The 18,581-nt window shown below is 47.2% G+C and carries 17 protein-coding genes; 13 read left to right on the top strand and 4 right to left on the bottom strand.

Features of this window, described 5'->3' with window-relative positions; all coding sequences use genetic code 11:
- The first annotated feature begins 8 nt into the window (after nt 1–8).
- Genes B5D42_RS05660 through bglX form a run of 4 tightly spaced genes read left to right on the top strand, consistent with a single transcriptional unit; the run spans nt 9 to nt 6,156 of the window.
- Nucleotides 9–1,532: a RagB/SusD family nutrient uptake outer membrane protein gene (locus B5D42_RS05660; protein WP_078830462.1), complete on the top strand. Its 1,524-nt coding sequence runs from the start codon at nt 9–11 to the stop codon at nt 1,530–1,532.
- Between the two features lie 22 nt (nt 1,533–1,554).
- On the top strand, nt 1,555–2,466 hold the full coding sequence (locus B5D42_RS05655) for a LamG domain-containing protein (RefSeq protein WP_078830461.1): 912 nt from the start codon (nt 1,555–1,557) through the stop codon (nt 2,464–2,466).
- Between the two features lie 20 nt (nt 2,467–2,486).
- On the top strand, nt 2,487–3,836 hold the full coding sequence (locus tag B5D42_RS05650; protein WP_078830460.1) for a glucoamylase family protein: 1,350 nt from the start codon (nt 2,487–2,489) through the stop codon (nt 3,834–3,836).
- A 19-nt stretch (nt 3,837–3,855) separates the two neighbouring features.
- Nucleotides 3,856–6,156 (top strand): beta-glucosidase BglX, encoded by a 2,301-nt coding sequence (gene bglX, locus B5D42_RS05645; protein ID WP_078830459.1) that lies wholly within the window; start codon nt 3,856–3,858, stop codon nt 6,154–6,156.
- 32 nt (nt 6,157–6,188) lie between these two features.
- On the opposite strand, the gene B5D42_RS05640 is transcribed toward bglX, so the two are convergent.
- Nucleotides 6,189–7,769: a serine hydrolase gene (locus B5D42_RS05640; RefSeq protein WP_176112913.1), complete on the bottom strand. Its 1,581-nt coding sequence runs from the start codon at nt 7,767–7,769 to the stop codon at nt 6,189–6,191.
- A gap of 799 nt (nt 7,770–8,568) precedes the next feature.
- Here B5D42_RS05640 and B5D42_RS05635 point away from each other — a divergent pair.
- Nucleotides 8,569–9,816, top strand: a complete 1,248-nt coding sequence (locus B5D42_RS05635; protein WP_078830457.1) for a DUF2130 domain-containing protein — start codon at nt 8,569–8,571, stop codon at nt 9,814–9,816.
- Nucleotides 9,809–10,906 carry a hypothetical protein gene (locus tag B5D42_RS05630; RefSeq protein ID WP_078830456.1) on the top strand — a complete coding sequence of 366 codons (1,098 nt, stop codon included), beginning with the start codon at nt 9,809–9,811 and terminating at the stop codon, nt 10,904–10,906. Before B5D42_RS05635 ends, B5D42_RS05630 begins: the two co-directional genes overlap by 8 nt.
- Nucleotides 10,907–10,910: 4 nt before the next feature.
- Here B5D42_RS05630 and B5D42_RS05625 read toward each other — a convergent pair whose 3' ends face one another.
- On the bottom strand, nt 10,911–11,501 hold the full coding sequence (locus tag B5D42_RS05625) for a 4'-phosphopantetheinyl transferase family protein (RefSeq protein ID WP_245825567.1): 591 nt from the start codon (nt 11,499–11,501) through the stop codon (nt 10,911–10,913).
- 114 nt (nt 11,502–11,615) lie between these two features.
- Here B5D42_RS05625 and dcd point away from each other — a divergent pair, with 114 nt between their 5' ends.
- Nucleotides 11,616–12,152, top strand: a complete 537-nt coding sequence (gene dcd / locus B5D42_RS05620) for a dCTP deaminase (protein WP_078830454.1) — start codon at nt 11,616–11,618, stop codon at nt 12,150–12,152.
- Between the two features lie 5 nt (nt 12,153–12,157).
- On the opposite strand, the gene B5D42_RS05615 is transcribed toward dcd, so the two are convergent.
- Nucleotides 12,158–12,628 (bottom strand): TspO/MBR family protein, encoded by a 471-nt coding sequence (locus B5D42_RS05615; RefSeq protein WP_078830453.1) that lies wholly within the window; start codon nt 12,626–12,628, stop codon nt 12,158–12,160.
- A 39-nt stretch (nt 12,629–12,667) separates the two neighbouring features.
- Complete coding sequence (locus B5D42_RS05610; protein WP_078830452.1) at nt 12,668–13,789, bottom strand: DUF3810 domain-containing protein; 1,122 nt, start codon at nt 13,787–13,789, stop codon at nt 12,668–12,670.
- 124 nt (nt 13,790–13,913) lie between these two features.
- On the opposite strand from B5D42_RS05610, the gene B5D42_RS05605 reads away from it, so the two are divergent.
- The 6 genes from B5D42_RS05605 to B5D42_RS05580 all read left to right on the top strand — a co-directional run bounded on the left by B5D42_RS05605 (nt 13,914) and on the right by B5D42_RS05580 (nt 18,562).
- Nucleotides 13,914–14,459, top strand: a complete 546-nt coding sequence (locus B5D42_RS05605; RefSeq protein WP_078830451.1) for a YceD family protein — start codon at nt 13,914–13,916, stop codon at nt 14,457–14,459.
- A gap of 28 nt (nt 14,460–14,487) precedes the next feature.
- Nucleotides 14,488–14,682 carry a 50S ribosomal protein L32 gene (gene rpmF / locus B5D42_RS05600; protein ID WP_078830450.1) on the top strand — a complete coding sequence of 65 codons (195 nt, stop codon included), beginning with the start codon at nt 14,488–14,490 and terminating at the stop codon, nt 14,680–14,682.
- A 34-nt stretch (nt 14,683–14,716) separates the two neighbouring features.
- Nucleotides 14,717–15,661, top strand: a complete 945-nt coding sequence (gene plsX, locus B5D42_RS05595) for a phosphate acyltransferase PlsX (protein ID WP_078830449.1) — start codon at nt 14,717–14,719, stop codon at nt 15,659–15,661.
- Between the two features lie 334 nt (nt 15,662–15,995).
- Nucleotides 15,996–16,175, top strand: coding sequence for a hypothetical protein (locus B5D42_RS05590; protein WP_139366997.1), 180 nt, complete (start codon nt 15,996–15,998; stop codon nt 16,173–16,175).
- A 32-nt stretch (nt 16,176–16,207) separates the two neighbouring features.
- Nucleotides 16,208–17,563, top strand: a complete 1,356-nt coding sequence (locus B5D42_RS05585; protein ID WP_078830447.1) for a pyridoxal-phosphate dependent enzyme — start codon at nt 16,208–16,210, stop codon at nt 17,561–17,563.
- Between the two features lie 99 nt (nt 17,564–17,662).
- Nucleotides 17,663–18,562 (top strand): LysR substrate-binding domain-containing protein, encoded by a 900-nt coding sequence (locus B5D42_RS05580; RefSeq protein WP_078830514.1) that lies wholly within the window; start codon nt 17,663–17,665, stop codon nt 18,560–18,562.
- Nucleotides 18,563–18,581 lie beyond the last annotated feature (19 nt).

The following is an 18,581-nucleotide window of genomic DNA, read 5'->3' as shown; positions in this document are numbered from 1 at the left end:
GACACGATATGAAATCAGTTAATAACATCCGCACCAGGTTTGTGATCTTCATCGCAATGCTGGCAGCTTTTGGTCTGACCGGATGTAAAAAGAATTTTCTCGACAGTGAACCACAGGGCAGATATACAACAGATAATTATCCCTTCCCGGGCGGGTCGGGACCTTATGACCAGTACCTGTTTGCAGCCTATGCCAGCCTGCGGGATTATAATGTTCATGTAACGCCTTTTGTAGCCGTAACAAGCATCCGCAGCGATGATGCCGATAAAGGAAGTACACCTTCAGACGGCGGGGCAGATGCACAGGGCATGGACAATTTCCCTGTAACACCAAGCAATGGTCTTGCGAATGCGTTGTGGACAGGTTATTACAATCTCATCAGCAAATGCAATATTGCGCTGGACCAGATCGCAAACAACAGCGCTATTGATGCAACACCGGCCATCAAGGCGCAGTCGGAAGCGGAAGCGCGCTTTATCAGGGGTTATGCTTATTTTATGCTGGTGCGGTCATTCGGAAGGGTACCGCTTGTAGATAAAATATATGCGGATGCCGTAGCCCAAAGCAATATCCCTCAAAGCAGCGCGGCAGTGATTTACGATTTTATAGAGAAAGATCTCCAGTTTGCAGCCGCAAATCTGCCTCCGGCCTGGGATCCGAAATTTGTAGGACGCATAACAAGCGGCGCGGCGAACGGAATGCTTGCCAAAGTATACCTGACCCAGCAGAAATGGGCAGCAGCCATGACAACAGCCAACCTCGTGATCACTTCCGGCCAGTATGATCTGTCAACACCGTACACAAAGATCTTTGGCGAAGACGGAGAGAACAGCAGGGAATCGGTTTTTGAAGTGCAGGGAACTGCCGATGCCACTTTCCCTACAGCCTACGGCATCCAGTATGCCAGTATCCAGGGTGTACGGGGAACAGGGGTATGGGATCTCGGCTGGGGCTGGAATGATCCGTCTACTTACCTCGAAGCAGCATATGAAACAGGCGATCCGCGTAAAGACAGAACAATCCTTTATTCAGGCGGTACCACTGTTTATGGTGAAGCTGTACCAAGTGGTCTGCCTAACCCACGTTATAACCATAAAGTATACAGCAGTCTGGCCATACGGAATTCGGTAGGCAGCCGTTACAGTTACTGGATGAACATACGCATTTTGCGCTATGCAGATGTGGTACTGATGTATGCTGAAGCAGCCAATGAATCCGGCAATACACAGGCGGCGATTGACAAACTGGAACTGGTAAGAGCGAGGGCAAGAGGCACTAATAATACCATATTGCCAAAGGTGACCACTACCGATCCGAACCTGCTCCGGGATGCGATCAGGAAAGAAAGAAGGATAGAACTGGCCATGGAACACGATCGCTTCTTCGACCTCGTACGCTGGGGCATTGCGGCCGCCACTTTACAGGCAGCAGGTAAAACCAATTTCAACAATGGCCGGGATAACCTTTTACCCATCCCCCAAACGCAGATCGACCTCAGCAAAGGCGTGCTTACGCAAAATCCAGGTTATTAACTGACGACATAAACCCAAAAAAATGAAAATCATATCAACTCATACGTCATTGAACATCTGCGGCATGGCAATTATTGCTGCGTGCATGTTCACCTCCTGTAAAAAAGATGGCAACCCGAACAATCTTCCTTCGGTATCCGCCGGAGATTATGCGGGCAAGATCGATGGTTATAACAGTTCGGAAGAGATCTATCCGAAAAACCTGGTGGCCTACTGGAGCTTCGATGGCAATAAAACGGAAAAATTCAGTAACACCGCTCCCACTGCTTCTGCCAATGACGCCATTGTGGATGGCGGTGTACGTGGCCAGGCTCTGAGCCTGAACGCAGGTTATGTGTATTATTCCACACAGTTCCAGAAATTCAAAACCGACAGCCTCAAAAGCTTCACGGTGAGCAGCTGGGTGCAGATCCTTAACAACGGTTCTAAAAAGACGATGGTATTTCAGCTGGCAAGGCCGGGTGTTTTCAATGGCAATATCAATTTTGTGCTGGAGACCAATACCAAACCGGCAACGGATCTGAATAACCTTACCATTCATCCCACGTTTACCGCAGCCAATGGCGGTACACAGGATAACCTGAATACAGCTACCAGCAGCGACACGTATAAATCTCCGAAGATCGGGCTCGACAAATGGACGCATCTCGTGATCACCTACGACGGCGTTGCAAATAATCTGCAGATCTGGGCCGATGGTGTTAAGGTAGGCACAACTGCTTACCAGAATCGCGGCAGCAATTTCTTTAAGTCGTTCGAGCCGAGTGAAGTGATCATCGGTTCCAATTACAACGGTATTCCCGGCAAGGAAGTAAGTACCGATGTAAGCTTTGCTCCCATGACCGGCAGGATCGATGAGATCCGGGTATACAATATCTGTTTGCCCGACGCGCATATCAAAGCATTATACAATCTCGGTGTTGCTAAAAAATAAAACGTCCATATCATCATCATATGAGTAAAAAAACGTTCTTTCTTGCCGGCTTGCTGTTGTTGTTCGCATGTAACCGTTACCCGCATTCCAGCAGCAATGCAACATACGGAGCTGTTACAGACGATAGCATCTACACAGCTGTACAGCGCACTACTTTCAATTACTTCTGGGAGGGTGCCGAACCCAACAGCGGGCTGGCAAGAGAGCGTTTTCATGTGGATGGTGTTTACCCGCAGCAGGATAAACATATTGTAACAACCGGTGGCGGCGGATTTGGCATCATGGCCATTCTTGCGGGTGTTGAAAGAAATTTTATTACCCGATCGCAGGCGTTCGAACGGATGCAGCGTATTGTCGCTTTTCTGAAACGCGCAGATCGTTTTCACGGCGCATGGCCCCACTGGCTCGATGGCGAAACAGGCAAAGTGAAACCATTCAGCAAAAAAGACAACGGCGGCGATCTCGTTGAGAGCTCTTTCCTGCTGGAAGGCCTGCTTTGCGCACGTCAGTATTTCAAAAACGGCAATGCCGCCGAGAAGCAACTTGCTGCAAGCATCGATACACTCTGGCGTGAAGTGGACTTCAACTGGTACCGGAATGGCAAGAACGTGCTGTACTGGCACTGGAGTCCGGAATACCAGTGGGAAATGAACTTTCCGGTAACAGGTTATAACGAATGCCTCATCATGTACATCCTTGCTGCAGCATCCCCCACATACGATGTTCCTGCGGCTGTTTATCATGAAGGCTGGGCCAGGAACGGAAAGATTAAAGACACCACTACCAAATACGGCCATACGCTTACACTCTCGCATAACGGCGCGAAAGAATACGGAGGGCCATTGTTCTGGTCGCATTATTCTTATCTTGGCCTTGATCCGCACGGACTGAAAGATCAATATGCTGATTACTGGGAGAATGCGAAAAACCATACGCTGATCAACCACGACTGGTGTGTGGAAAACCCTAAAAAATATAAAGGCTACGGTGCCGACAGCTGGGGCCTGACAGCCAGTTATTCCGTGAAAGGTTATTCCGGTCATGCACCGGGCATGCAGCACGATCTTGGCGTCATCTCTCCTACTGCTGCGCTATCGTCCATGCCTTATACGGCCACGTACAGCATGCAGGCCATGAAACACTGGTATACGACCATGAAAGATAAAATATATGGTCCGTATGGCTTTTACGATGCGTTCAGCGAGACAGACAACTGGTATCCGCGCAGGTATCTTGCCATCGACCAAGGGCCGGCCGTAGTAATGATGGAAAATTACCGCAGTGGTCTTTTATGGAAACTATTCATGAGCTGCGATGAAATACAACAAGGATTAAAAAAACTCGGATTTCAAAGTCCTTACCTGAAATAACCCATAACCTTATACGACCATGATCAGCAATTCAAAATTTGCCGTACTGTTTCTTTTACTTGTAACAACAGTTTCTTACAGCGATGCGCAGAAGAACAAAACCGTGCAGGGAGGAATGACCGCCTATATCAATAACCTGATGGCAAAAATGACGCTTGAAGAAAAGATCGGGCAACTGAACCTGTTAACACCGGGCGGAGGTGTTGCCACGGGAGCAGTGGTAAGTAAAGATGTGGAAGCCAAGATCAGGGCAGGCAGTGTAGGCGGGCTTTTTGGTGTAACAGGTGTTGAAAAGATCCGGCAGGCGCAACAGCTGGCCGTTACCGGCAGCAGGCTGAAGATCCCTTTACTGTTCGGCTCGGATGTGATCCATGGTTACAAGACCACATTCCCGATCCCGCTTGGTCTTTCCTGCAGCTGGGACACATTGCTGATTGAAGAATCGGCCCGGATCGCGGCAGCGGAAGCAACAGCAGATGGACTTAACTGGGCATTCTCACCCATGGTTGATATAGCGCGCGATCCGCGCTGGGGACGTGTTGCCGAAGGCTCGGGCGAAGATCCTTATCTCGGATCAAGAATTGCTGCGTCAATGGTGCGTGGCTACCAGGGTAATTTTTCTTCATCCAACCTTATGGCCTGCGTAAAACATTTTGCACTTTATGGCGCAGCAGAAGGCGGTCGCGATTATAACACCACGGATATGAGCCGCGTTAAAATGTATGAATATTACCTGCCACCTTATAAAGCTGCCGTTGATGCAGGCGTGGGCAGCGTGATGACCTCATTCAATGAGATAGACGGCATTCCCGCATCAGGAAATCCCTGGCTGCTGACCGACCTGCTTCGTAAACAATGGGGTTTTAAAGGATTCGTGGTAACTGATTACACATCCATTAATGAAATGACAGACCATGGCAGCGGCGATCTGCAAACCGTTTCGGCCATGGCACTCAGAGCCGGTGTTGACATGGATATGGTTGGCGAAGGTTTCCTGACTACACTGAAGCAATCACTGAAAGCCGGGCTGGTAACACAACAACAGATCGACAATGCATGCCGCCGCGTACTCGAAGCCAAATACAAACTGGGATTATTTGACGATCCTTTCCGTTTCTGTAATGCTGAAAGAGCTGCTGCTGAAGTGTTAAGTGCAGAAAAAAAAGTAGCCGCCAGGAATTACGGCGTTCGTTCTGCTGTGCTGCTGAAGAATGCCAACCAGGTATTGCCGTTGAAAAAATCCGGCACCATTGCGCTGATCGGCCCACTGGCCAATAACCAGTCGAACATGCCCGGCACCTGGTCTGTGAGCGGTGATGCAAAACTGGCCATCCCTGTCTTACAGGGTATGAAAGAAATAGCAGGCAACAATGTAAATATCATTTATTCCAAAGGAGCTAATATTACAGACGACAGCCTGCTGGCGCGGAAAGCAAATGTGTTCGGCGAAAAAGTGGATCGTGATCCGTTATCTCCCGACCAACTGATCGCGCAGGCCGTAGCAACAGCGAACAAGGCCGACGTAATAGTGGCGGTACTTGGCGAAGCTTCTGAAATGAGCGGCGAATCTGCAAGCCGTTCCGATATCAGCCTGCCAGCCAGTCAGCAGAAACTGCTCACTGCGCTTTCAGCAACGGGAAAACCATTGGTACTGGTACTGATGAGTGGCAGGCCGCTTACCATTGAAAAGGAAAACAGGCTTACAGATGCTTTACTGCATGTATGGTTCCAGGGACAGGAGGCGGGCCACTCCATTGCAGATCTGCTCTTCGGCAATTACAATCCATCGGGAAAGTTAACGATGAGTTTCCCGCGTAATGTGGGCCAGATACCTGTTTATTATAATTACAAGAACACAGGCCGCCCTCAGCAGGATCTGAATGCTGAAGCACAAAAATTCAGATCCAATTACCTGGATGTATCAAATGAACCGTTATTCCCGTTCGGTTATGGATTAAGCTATACGAATTTTAATTATAGCGAGATCAGTCTTGATAAAACTTCCATGAAACCGGCCGAATCGATCAAGGCAAGTGTCAGTGTAAGCAACACAGGTAAGTACGACGGCGAAGAAGTGGTGCAGTTATATATCAGGGATGTGTATGCATCTGTAACGCAGCCCGTAAAAAAACTGAAAGCATTCCGGAAAGTTACGCTGAAAGCAGGCGAAACAAAAACCGTTACATTTGATATCAGTATTAACGATCTTAAATTTACCGGAAGCGACCTGAGACAGATTTATGAGCCGGGCGCTTTCAGGGTATTTATCGGAGGCAATTCAAAGGATGTGAAAGAAGCCGGGTTTATATTGACGAAATGATATCGGTTGTATCAGTTAAAGAATAACGGGCATTAATTTTTCTCTACAATTTTAAAAGATACTTTATCTGGATCTGTCAGATCAAGTGTGATACTGTATGTTCCGGCAGTTACCGGTATATCATTCGCGCCTTTTTTCAGCATACCGCTCTGATCCAATCCGTAATTAAGTACCCAGTCATTGTTGTAACGGAATTTAATAACACCATCTTTAAGAGTGACTGATGAAATGGTCCACCGGTTTCCGTCGGCCATCATCGCCACATCTTTACCTTCCCAGCCATTGGGGGTAGCTGTGCCGGTAATTCCCCAGCCAGCATGCAAACGCGGCGCAGATACCGTTTGCCCTTTCTGGGAGAAAACAAGTGTATCATAACTGCCATTTGCCGGCGCCGTAAACAGGAGACCTATATCTTTCGATTCAATGCGGAAAGAATTTTTCGCCGCCGGCAACATGACCGAAGCTCCCTGCCTGCTTGGTGTTGCCATTAATTGCCCTTTGTCCTTATGTATATATAAGGTCATGGAAGGCGTGAGCTGGTAAGCGCCTTCGTAAGCAGACAGTTGTGATGGGGATAATGATATAACAGCCGGCAGATGATAAGATTGCCCGTTAAGTTCACTCAGCAACAGGTTCTTTATAGTCACTATATCGGAGGTTTCTGCATTGCAGAGTAAAATGATGCTCCGGTTGGCAGTACTATCCCATATAAGGTAACTGCGGAACCCGGTAGCGCCGCCGCTATGACTGATGATCAGATGTCCGGCGACCGAATCAACAAACCAACCATATCCGTAATTTTTTTTATGGGCCGTGTATGCCTGTCGGAGTAAAGCTTCGGGCAGCAATTTGCTTTGGCGCATTGCCTGGTGAAAAAGGAGGAGATCCCTGTTTGTAGCATACATCCCCCCTGCTGCATAGAGTTCCCTGTAATCCCATACAGGAGCTACTTCACCTTTTAGTCCGCTGATATACGTATATCCTTTTGCCTTTTCATTCTGTTCTGCCGAACGCAGGTCGAAATTGCTGTGATCCATTTTAAGTGGTGTCAGCACACGTGCCCTGACTGCATCTTCATAGGAGACACCTGTTACTTTCCCGATGATATACCCCAGTAAGAAATAGCCGGTATTATTGTATTGAAAACTGCTTCCGGGACGAAAAGCCAACGGTTGTTTTATAAGCCAGTCAATCATAGCCGCTTCATCGGTAACCGGCATATTAAAATCATTATTGTAGGCGTAAAGTCCGGAGGAATGTGTGAGTAGCTGCTCAATGGTGATACTGTCCGCATCAGGCAACGCCGGGAAAAAACGCGAGATCGGCTCATCCAGCCGAAGCTTGTTTTCTGCAACAAGCTGCAGAATTACACTTGCCGTTACGGGCTTGGTAATTGAATAAATATTAAACCTGGTACCAGGAACATTTTTCCGTTGTGCTGCCAGATCTGCATACCCGTATGATTTTTCGAAAATGATCTTATTTTTTTCAGCGATAAGAACATTCCCGTTGAAGAGGCCGAGTTGATGATAGGTATCGATAATTGTATTAAGACGCTGAGACTGGTCCTGGTTTTGTGCGTACAGATGAATATTCCATAACAATGACATCATGAAAAAAGAAGCTGTGCAATATTGAAATACCCGTAACCGCATAAAAAACAGATGAGTATAATGAAGCAAATATAACAGTGGCAAGCATTCACCGGATCGTTTGTCAGTCGTGCCTGAGTCATTGGAGGAGATCATTTAGCCATTAACATAACATATTGTTCAGACTGCGGGAAAAGAATGCGATTATCGTGAGAATAATTGTCTTTAATGACGGGTTTCTACATTTAAATTTCACACCAAAAAAACTCATTTCTAGTTCCTCTGCTTCCATGTTATTATTTTTAAAAAGCTTTAATATTCATTTGATCTGTTATGCTTTAATTGTTATTATATACCGATAAATATCCCCGGATCGACCACAAGCCGCCTTCAAGACCATTTTTTCGAAAAAATCTGATCTTTATAACTCATCATATCATAAATCTTTTTCCAAGACGCATAATAGTTTGCATCCTTCTGGCAGTGTCAACGAACTTGCAACACTCCTGAATCCTACAGGAGTAAATTCACACTTACCTGCACATCGAATCGGATCGCATATGAAGCTTATATACCTATAGTACGGCAAGAGGGACTGTTTGTCTCACCTACATAGCCTGACGATTCCTACATTCTACACCCTCAACAAACGTACTCCGACAGGTTCATCCAAATACCAGGGACATAATAAAGCGCCCTGCTGACACAAACTCGGTCAAACCAGGGTCATTTACCCTTCAACAGCCACTCATAAGACACAATTACGCAAAACCATAAGATCATTTATCTTACATATGTTTACTTTGTAAAAAAGAGCGTCATGACCGGATTTATCATAACATGCCCCAACTGCAGCCACCAGTTTGAACCGGGCGATTCCATCAGGGATGAAGTGGAGAAAGAACTGCGCGGCAAAATGCTGGAATGGCAGAAGAAGAAGGACGAAGAATTCAAACAGAAGGAAACCCTTTTCCAGCAACAGCTGAAACTGAAAGAAACCGAAGCTGCCCGCCTGCTCGAAGATGAAAAAAGAAAATTACAGGCCGAATTACAGGAGCAGCTTCGCAAAACAATTGCCGCCGATTATGAGAACCAGCTGAAATTATTACAGCAATCGGCAGCCGACAATGAAGAAAAACTGAAAGAAGCCAGACGCAAAGAACTCGAATTCCTGCAGAAAGAACAATCCCTCAAAACAAAGGAAAACGAGCTGGAACTGCAGCTGCAACGCCAGTTGCTGGAAGAACGTGAAAAGATGAAGGAACAGCTGGTAAAAGAAGAACAGGAACGCGTCAGTCTCAAGGAACAGGAATACCTGCTTCAGGTAAAAGAACTGGAAAAAAAGCTCGAAGACCAGAAAAAACTGGCCGACGAAATGCGCCGCAAATCAGAACAGGGCAGCATGCAGCTCCAGGGCGAAGTGCAGGAACTGATGCTCGAAGAACTGCTGCAGGCTACATTCCCGTTCGATGCAGTTACTGAAGTTGGCAAAGGCGTACGCGGGGCCGACTGCATACAGGTAGTCCGCAACCAGTTCGGCAACGAAATGGGCAAGATCATTTACGAAAGCAAACGCACCAAAGACTTCGCACGCGACTGGATCGAAAAGATCAAAACAGATATGCGCAACCTGGGTACGGATGTTGCCGTGATCGTTACACAGGCATTACCGAAAGACATGGATCGTTTCGGTGAGAAAGACGGCGTATACATCTGTACGTTCGCAGAAGTCAGAAGTGTTGCCCTCCTGCTCCGCAACGCGATCCTGAAAATAGCCGAAGCAAGAAAAAGCCAGGAAAACAAGGGCGACAAAATGGTGATGCTGTACGATTACCTCACAGGCGGCGAATTCGGTGAGAACTGGAAAGCCATCCGCGAAGGCTTCATGAGCATGAAACTAAGCATACAGCGCGAACGCGATGCCATGGAAAAACTGTGGAAAGCACGCGAAAAGCAACTGGAGAAAGTATTGCTCAATGCCGCGCATATCAAAGGCTCTGTAGAAGGCATCGCCGGATCGGATGTGAATCTCAATTTACTGGAAGACAACGACCTGCTGCTTGACTGATCAGCATCCATATCACAGCGGTCCGTCTAACCGGCCTTCCAAAAGAAAGCTGATATACCCGGTCAACGGAGACCTGCGGCAGTACCTGCTGCAATATGGCCGGGAAGTGCCGTTACCAGTGAGTTACAGCGATCTTCAGCGGTATACTTACACAGTGCCGCTGAAAGATAAAAATGGCAGGGAAACCGCATGGGAAAAGGTTTCCTATGATATGCACGAATGGGAATTTTTGCGTCAGAACCTGGTACGCATTTACGCGATCCTGAAAACGGAAGGCGATATGCGCTTCATCAACCACCTCGATGTGGCGAGGATCGATTTCTGTTATTTCGGCAACAGCCAGCCTTTCCGGATCCGCATCGTTAACAAGTTCAACGACAATTACGATCACTATTATATCAAACAGGCAGATGCAAGCCGCATTTATGGCCTGGAACTGGAGCATCTCTTATCACCCAACCGTATTACCTATCTCACACATAATAAAACGCTGATCGAAGAACATATCCCCGGCATACCCGGCGATGTCTTTATCAATGAACACCTCAGCGATCCGGATACCAACCAGATCCGGCTGGCGAAAGAATTCGTAAAATTCAACGAACGGTGTTTTGTACAGTTACTCGGCGATATGCGCTCTTATAACTTCGTGGTGAATATTACGCCTGATATAGAAGACGTTCAATACCGCATCCGCGCCATCGATTTTGATCAGCAGTCTTACGAAGGCCGGCGCAATCTTTACCTCCCGCAGTTCTTCAAAGACAATAAACCCTTTGTAGACCTTGTGCTGAAACACCTGGACCAGTCGTCCATTGCTCAGTACCAGGCCGAAGAAAGAACAATGATGACCTTCAGGCTGGCATCAGCGCGTTACCGTATAAAAGAACTGCTTGATATCATGAGCCTCGACAATATCTCACAACCTGAAAAACTGCAGCAGTTGAAAGAAGAGTTATATGCAGGTTCAGGACAGGCTTCATTCCTGAAAGCAAAGACCATGGGCCAGGTCGTTAAAAGACAACTTAAGCAAACCCTGCAGAAAAACCTGATGCTGATCCCGAAGACCAAACGACGTTTCGACGACTGATGGATCAGGGCGCAGTATGCAGCCAGACAAGACTCAGTGAATTCGTCAGCCGGTAATCGAGCGTCATATGTGCATCCACGATACCGGGCTTGGTAAAGCGGCCGCTGATCAGTCCGGCTTCGTTCATATGAAACGGTTGTAAACGCATTACTTCCCTGAAATCAACTTCACCCCTGCCCCACCATTTGAACAAAGATTCTTTAGCACTCCAGAGCAGGGTAAGCAAAGGCAGCCGGTCGCCCGCCTGTTTTTCCACGAAAGCCAGTTCATCAGCATGAAGGAACTTGTACATCACTTTCTCGATTTTAGGCGTCAGCAATTCCACATCGATGCCCACACGCCGTGTAGTGCTCACGATCGCCGCAGCATAATCGCCGCAATGGGAAATAGAAAAATGGTAGGTTTCGTCTGGCAGAAAAGGTTTGCGGGTGTCTGCGATCTCGATCTGTTCATGCGGGAAACCCGGAAACAGGTAAACCAGCAGGTAACGGCCCGCAAGGTGCTGTAAACGCTTATGCGGATGTGTGATATTACGCTGCAGCGGCACATGGGCAAGAAAGAAATCTTCCGGCTCTTCGATCTTCCAGACCGCCATTTTAGTGGTATCGTTAATATTTTGTTGGTAAAACAGCGGCACTTGAAAGTATATTGGCTTTAGTTTGCAGATTTAAGATTTATTTGCATTTCAACCATAAAAATTCACCCGGAAATGATACTTACGGATAAACGCATACTGGAAGAGATTGAAAAAGGAACGATAAAAATTGTGCCGTACGACCGGAAAGACCTGGGTAGTAATAGTTATGATGTGCACCTCGGCAAAACACTGGCGCGTTATAAAGATGCGGTACTGGACGCTAAAAAGCACAATGAGATTGAATATTTTGATATACCTGAAGAAGGTTTTGTACTTCAGCCGCACGAATTCTACCTCGGTGTAACCCTTGAATACACAGAAACGCACGCACATGTTCCGTTCCTGGAAGGAAAATCATCTACAGGAAGACTGGGTATCGACATTCATGCCACAGCCGGCAAGGGAGATGTGGGTTTCTGCGGTAACTGGACACTGGAGATCTCCTGCAAACAACCTGTACGTGTTTACGAGGGCATGCCCATCGGCCAGCTGATCTATTTTCCTGTGGAAGGCGAGATCGAGGTAAAATACAACCAGAAATCAAACGCCAAATACAGCGGCCAGCCCAATAAGCCCGTGGAAAGCATGATGTGGAAGAATAAATTCTAACCGTTTCACGTGTTCAATTTGTAAATGGCAGCCGTAAGAACGGTAGCAAAGCTCACCCATGCAAGATACGGAACGAGCAGCCATGCCGCTGTACGCGAAAGTCTTGCAAACAGAACAATGGTAATCAGAATCAATACCCACATCACAATGATCTCTGCAAGTGCCCACCCGATCAGGTGCAGTTTGAAAAAAATAAAGGACCAGAGAAAGTTAAACACGAACTGCACGATAAAAACACCGGTTGCCATCCTGCGGGCGGGCGAAGGCGGTTGCTTCCATACCAGGTAAACACTGATACCCATTAACAGGTATAGCAAAGTCCAGACAGGGGCAAATAACCATGATGGCGGGTTGAAAGAAGGCTTCTGTAAGCCAGCGTACCAGGTACCCACTTCGGTTGCGGTAAATATCCCGCCCAGGGATCCGATCCCCACAGTCAGGATCACTGCAACGATCAGTTTCATAAAAGAAGGCATATACAGGGTTTTATATTGTATTGAAAAAGCTGTTCCACCCTATAAGCGTCCGTATTTCCGGTTATAGGCGATCAACCAGCCAACTACTTCATTATAACTGTCGACACCGGAAGATTGTTTATTCATTTTCAGATATTGGTCGTACAGGCTCGAAAAAGCGGGCACACTTTTCTTTCTGCGGCGGTTGAAGAAATCGCGGATCATGCGGCGGTCTTTTTTAACCAGTGTATCGAGCCGGTTGCGGTTATTTGCCAACACCTGCTCAAACTGTTTGAAATCATTTCCCTGGCTGTATAATGCAAGTTGTTCTCCCTGCGCATAGGAAAACAGGTCCAGGTAAGCAGAATAACGGAAATAAGCATCCTTCGAAGACACGGCTGCCAGGTAACCTACAAAATTCGCTTCGCTTTCACTGGCATAACCCAGTTGGTGTGCCATTTCATGACAGGCAATATAAGGTATCAGTATCCGCGGCAAATCTGTTCTTAACTGGGCTTCACCGGAAAACGGGTTATAATAGCCGGTGATGCCGGCATAATCGGTCAGCGGGGTAAAAAGACTTGCTTTTACGGAGCGGTTAGTATAGGTAAGAAACGGGTACCGCACGGAGACTGTTTCATAGGAGCGGTAAGCTTCGCGGTAAAGACTGTCGAGCGGCCGTGATTGCAGGGCGCTGTCGCCGATCTCGCGGCGGCATTCATTGAGTTTATCGATCAGCAGATCCGTGAGTACGGTTACTTCTTCTTTTGTATATGCATGATCGGTCAGGTTCAGCTGGTAAGCGATACCGAGCCGGTCGTAGTTGAGCCCCCAGGTCAGCTTGAACACAATATAGATCCCGGCCAGACCGCTCAGCAATCGTAAGCCCAGGTAAAGCAGGTCGGCCTTAATGAACTTACGTTTTACGATCCGCCTGATCAGTTTAAACAAGCCATAGAGCAGCCATATAATAAAAAGAACATATAAGCAATCCCCGACACTGAAAGGGAACCAGCGGGTAATGAGCCGGAGTGTGTTGGAAATACCTGGATAGATACCGGAACTGTACCATTCTTCCACCCTGCGGGGAAAAAACGAAAAAAGAAAGATGCAGAAAGCAATGATTAACCTGAAAGCAGGTTTTACAAAAACAAATGCAGTTAACTTTGCAGGGGTTTTCATGGTTGCAAATATGGCATTTTATGCAAATGAAGGTGTTAAATGCAGGAATAAGAGATCAAATGGCAATTTTCCTTTGGTGTTTCGGTCAATTAGCGCTACCTTTGCAAGCCCTTAAAAAAAGGTTATGAGTCATCGGCGGGAATTTGAGATAGCATTTGTGGGTTTGAAGCCGGGACTGCATGTATACGAATACAGGGTGGATGATAAGTTCTTTCAGGCATACGGCGAGCAGGACTTTAGTAATTGTGACGCTACCATCAAACTGACACTGGAAAAAAATACCGGTTTCATGCAATTGAAATTTGATGTGGGCGGAACAGTGGAAAGCAATTGCGACCGTTGCGGCAATCCATTGACACTGCAGCTTTGGGACGAGTTCAAAGTGATCGTGAAAATGGTGGATGAACCTGAGAAGATGAATGAGCAGGAAGAAGATCCGGATGTATATTATATCAGCCGGGGCGAAAGCCATCTTCACCTGTCTGACTGGATCTATGAATTTGTAACGCTGAGCGTGCCATTGCAGAAAATGTGCGGGGAAGACGAAAAGGGAAACAGCAAATGCAACCCTGAAGTACTGGAAAAGCTGAAACGCATGGAAAACGATGCAGCAAAAGATACGACCAATACCTTGTGGAAAGGTCTTGATCAGTTTAAAAACCTGGATTAACTTTTTTTGATATCATAAATTTCGAGATATGCCGAATCCTAAACGCAGACATTCACAGCAACGCAGTGCAAAGAGAAGAACACACTATGTGGCTCAGGAAGTAACATTAAGCAAAGACAGCACTACAGGCGAAACGCATGTGCGTCACCGTGCGCATGTAAGCGAAGGTAAATTGTTCTACAAAGGAAAACTGGTAGCTGAAAAAGCACCACTGAAAGCGTAACCTTTTTAGTTCAACTTACGAGTAGCTTAGCGGCATGAATATAGGCTTAGACATGATGGGTGGAGATTTTGCACCGCTTGAGGCGGTGAAAGGCTTACAGCTGTACCTGTCGGGCAATGCCGCTGGTGTGAACATATATGCAATAGGCGATGAAGCGCTTGTGAAGCCTCTCCTGGAGGAACACAAGGTTACATCGCCTTCTGTGCATGTAATACATGCTCCCGAAGTGATCGGTTACCACGAGCATCCTACCAAGGCGCTCAAGGAAAAGCAGCGTTCTTCTATCGCTATCGGTTTTCACCTGCTTGCAACCGGCAAGATCGACGCTTTTATCAGCGCCGGCAACACCGGAGCCATGCTGGTGGGTGCCATGTACAGCATCAAACCGATAGAAGGCGTTATGCGTCCGACCATTTCTACCGTTGTTCCCAAACTGAACGGAACCACAGGTCTCCTGCTCGACGTAGGTCTCAATGCAGACTGCAAACCCGAACAACTGAACCAGTTTGCCCTGCTGGGGAGCCTCTACGCGCAACATATTCTCCGGATTGCGAATCCGAAAGTCGGCCTGATGAACGTAGGTGAGGAAGAAGGCAAAGGCAACCTGCTTGCCCAGGCCACTTATCCCCTGCTGAAAGAGAACAGCCAGCTCAATTTCATCGGTAACATCGAAGGTCGGGATATTTTCTTCGACAAAGCAGATGTAATGGTCTGCGATGGCTTTACCGGGAACATCATTCTCAAGCTCTCCGAATCCATCTACGATCTCGCCAATGCCCGCGAACTCGGTAACGATGCTTATTTCAACCGCTTTCATTACGAAAACTACGGCGGCACCCCCGTTCTCGGCGTAGCCAAACCCGTAGTGATCGGTCATGGCATCAGCAACGCCAAAGCGTTCGGCAACATGATCAGCCTCGCCGCCCAAATGATCGAAAGCGACCTCTGCGGCAAAATGGCCGAACAATTCAGCAACTAAATCATAGTAGCCCCCTCACTCCGCAGCCCCAGCTGCCCCCTCACCCAACCTCACAATACACCACACCACCTTATTATCCCAACTACCTTACCACCTCACTTCGCCCTCACCCCCCTCACCCAACAAACCTCATTCATCCCTCCCCCACAACCGCTCATCCAAAACCTGATCATCCCCAAAAACATCTCTTCTCGCCTAAAATATTGAATTTCATCACTTCCAAGCTATGTCCATTATTTTGCCTGTTATATTACCAATCTAAATACGGTACTTTATATTGCATAGTACTAATATTTATCTTATCTTTGTTCTGTCAAACAATAAAACCAGTGTTATGAAAAAGCTTTTTTCCACCGCCAGAATAGCAATGATCGCTTTATTGCCCGTTATTGCAGTAGCTTGTCTGCAGCCGCGGACCGGTATAAAAAAGGAGACTGCCGAAACCATCAAAGTAAAAGATGTATGGCAGGTGGAAGAAGCCGCGAGTATTTTGCTGCTCGTAAAAAGTTTTTAAGCCTACCTTTGCCACCAAACAACTGTTAGTTTATGTGGCTGAATAATATCCTCGAAACGATAGGCAATACTCCCCTGATCAGGCTGAACAAGATAACCAAAGACATTCCGGCCACCGTACTGGCCAAAGTAGATTATTTCAATCCCGGTAATTCCATCAAAGACCGGATGGCTCTTAAAATGGTAGAAGTTGCTGAACAACAGGGTAAACTTAAACCCGGCGGCACCATCATTGAAGGTACCAGTGGCAATACCGGTATGGGCCTCGCGCTCGCGGCCTGTGTTAAAGGGTATAAATGCATTTTCGTTACCACCGACAAACAATCTAAAGAAAAAGCTGATATACTGAAAGCGGTAGGCGCAGAAGTGATCGTATGTCCTACAAACGTACTCCCGGAAGACCCGCGCAGTTATTATAGTGTGGCAAAACGCCTCGGTCAGGAGATCCCCAACTCCATGTACATGAACCAGTACGACAACCTTGCCAACCGCCAGGCACATTACGAAAGTACCGGTCCGGAAATATGGGAACAGACTGAAGGCAGGATCACACACCTCGTATCTACTGCAGGAACCGGCGGTACCATTACCGGAACCGCAATGTACCTGAAGGAAAAGAATCCGAACATCAAAGTCTGGGCTATCGACGTGTATGGCTCCCTGCTTACCAAATATTACAATACCGGTGAGATCGATATGAATGAAGTGCACCCTTATATCTCAGAAGGATTCGGTGAAGATTTTGTTCCCGAGAACTATGATATGAGCGTGATCGATCATTTTGAACAGGTAACCGATAAAGACGGCGCCGTAATGGCCCGGCGCATCGCGAAAGAAGAAGGCATGTTCTGCGGTTACAGCGCGGGCAGCTGCCTGCAGGGACTGATGCAGCTGAAAAACACACTTACCGCAGACGACGTGGTTGTATGTATTTTCCACGACCACGGCAGCCGTTATGTAGGTAAGATCTATAACGACCAGTGGATGATGGAACGCGGCTTCCTCGATGTAAAAACATTCAGGGATATCGTGAACGGACGTGCAGGTAAAAAACTGGTAACCATAACACCGGATCATACCGTTGCGGAAGCAGTAGAACTGATGAAGCAATACGACATTGAACAGATCCCCGTTATGAAAGAAAACGAACTCGTTGGCTCAGTGAGCGAAGGCGGTCTATTCCAGAAAATATTCAGCAATCCTGAGATCAAGAACAGCACTGTTGCCAGCGTGATCGAACATCCCTACCCTGTTGTGGATTTCATGACTAAAGTTGAGAAACTCGGCAACCTCATCAACAAAGAAAACGGTGCAGTGCTTGCCAAGGATGAAAAAGGTGACTATCACATTGTGACCAAATACGATGTGATACAAAGTCTTGCCAAATAACAGCGCGTTTTTTATCTTCATATAAGAATGGAACGCCGGCTGCAAATATATGGAGCCGGCGTTTTCAGTTCATTCCGCACATCCGATAAACGCTCCCGCATGATCTCTGTACGCCATGAAGTATTTATTGAAGTAGCACAACAGAAAAGCTTTTCAAAAGCAAGCCAGTCGCTCTACATCTCACAGCCCGCAGTGAGCAGGCATATCAAGGCGCTGGAAGCGGAATACGGCATTCAGTTATTCGAGCGAAAAGGCGTTCATGTTGAACTCACGGCTGCAGGCAGACTACTGCACAGCAGGCTGGCTGATGTAAAACGCATCCAGGAAGAAACGGCATTCGAACTTTCCTCCATGAAAGATGTGATGCAGGCCAAAGGGATACTGAAACTCGGTGGCAGCACTACGGTTGCGCTGTATATTCTACCGCGCGTATTATCTGTTTTCAACCAGGTTTATCCGCAGATCAATATCAGTCTGCTGAACAGGAATACCGAGATCGTAGTGGATGCACTGCTCAACGAAGAAATCAACCTGGGCATTACGGAAGGACGTACCAAGCTCAGTAACATACAATACCAGCCTTTTGTAAGCGACCGCGTTGTAGCCGTTTGCAGCCGCAAGAGCCCTTTTGCCCGTAAAAAGAATTACGCTGTTCAGGATATCACCGGAATGCCTGTTGCATTAAGGGAAAGAGGAAGCGGAACCTTGGCCGCACTCAGGCATGGACTGGAAAAAAACGGTATCCGCATCAGCGATCTGAATGTGAAAGTCCGCCTCGGCGGAACAGAAGCGCTGAAGAATTTCCTGGTAGAATCGGAATCGGTAGGATTTCTGCCGCAGAAATCCGTGATGCGTGAACTGGAACAGGGTGATCTGGCAGAGCTCAGCTTCGAAGGACTTCATATTCAACGTAATTTTTACTTTATCCAGCGCAAGGGCGAAAACAGCGAACTCAATAATATTTTCATCAAACTGGCCAAGCAAACCTATAACCTGTAGTTATAGATCATAACAATAT

This window comes from Sediminibacterium ginsengisoli, from assembly GCF_900167075.1.
Taxonomy (GTDB): Bacteria; Bacteroidota; Bacteroidia; order Chitinophagales; family Chitinophagaceae; genus Sediminibacterium; species Sediminibacterium ginsengisoli.
The sequence above is the reverse complement of the archived record's forward strand: the minus strand, read 5'-3'. Positions and strand labels throughout refer to the sequence as shown.

Coding starts and splice junctions, on each gene's coding strand:
- B5D42_RS05635 (WP_078830457.1), top strand. CDS start 8,569: ATGACCGGATTTATCATAACATGCCCCAACTGCAGCCACCAGTTTGAA.
- B5D42_RS05660 (WP_078830462.1), top strand. CDS start 9: ATGAAATCAGTTAATAACATCCGCACCAGGTTTGTGATCTTCATCGCA.
- plsX (WP_078830449.1), top strand. CDS start 14,717: ATGAATATAGGCTTAGACATGATGGGTGGAGATTTTGCACCGCTTGAG.
- B5D42_RS05655 (WP_078830461.1), top strand. CDS start 1,555: ATGAAAATCATATCAACTCATACGTCATTGAACATCTGCGGCATGGCA.
- B5D42_RS05605 (WP_078830451.1), top strand. CDS start 13,914: ATGAGTCATCGGCGGGAATTTGAGATAGCATTTGTGGGTTTGAAGCCG.
- rpmF (WP_078830450.1), top strand. CDS start 14,488: ATGCCGAATCCTAAACGCAGACATTCACAGCAACGCAGTGCAAAGAGA.
- B5D42_RS05615 (WP_078830453.1), bottom strand. CDS start 12,628: ATGCCTTCTTTTATGAAACTGATCGTTGCAGTGATCCTGACTGTGGGG.
- dcd (WP_078830454.1), top strand. CDS start 11,616: ATGATACTTACGGATAAACGCATACTGGAAGAGATTGAAAAAGGAACG.
- bglX (WP_078830459.1), top strand. CDS start 3,856: ATGATCAGCAATTCAAAATTTGCCGTACTGTTTCTTTTACTTGTAACA.
- B5D42_RS05625 (WP_245825567.1), bottom strand. CDS start 11,501: ATGGCGGTCTGGAAGATCGAAGAGCCGGAAGATTTCTTTCTTGCCCAT.
- B5D42_RS05585 (WP_078830447.1), top strand. CDS start 16,208: ATGTGGCTGAATAATATCCTCGAAACGATAGGCAATACTCCCCTGATC.
- B5D42_RS05650 (WP_078830460.1), top strand. CDS start 2,487: ATGAGTAAAAAAACGTTCTTTCTTGCCGGCTTGCTGTTGTTGTTCGCA.
- B5D42_RS05580 (WP_078830514.1), top strand. CDS start 17,663: ATGATCTCTGTACGCCATGAAGTATTTATTGAAGTAGCACAACAGAAA.
- B5D42_RS05590 (WP_139366997.1), top strand. CDS start 15,996: ATGAAAAAGCTTTTTTCCACCGCCAGAATAGCAATGATCGCTTTATTG.
- B5D42_RS05610 (WP_078830452.1), bottom strand. CDS start 13,789: ATGAAAACCCCTGCAAAGTTAACTGCATTTGTTTTTGTAAAACCTGCT.
- B5D42_RS05640 (WP_176112913.1), bottom strand. CDS start 7,769: ATGATGTCATTGTTATGGAATATTCATCTGTACGCACAAAACCAGGAC.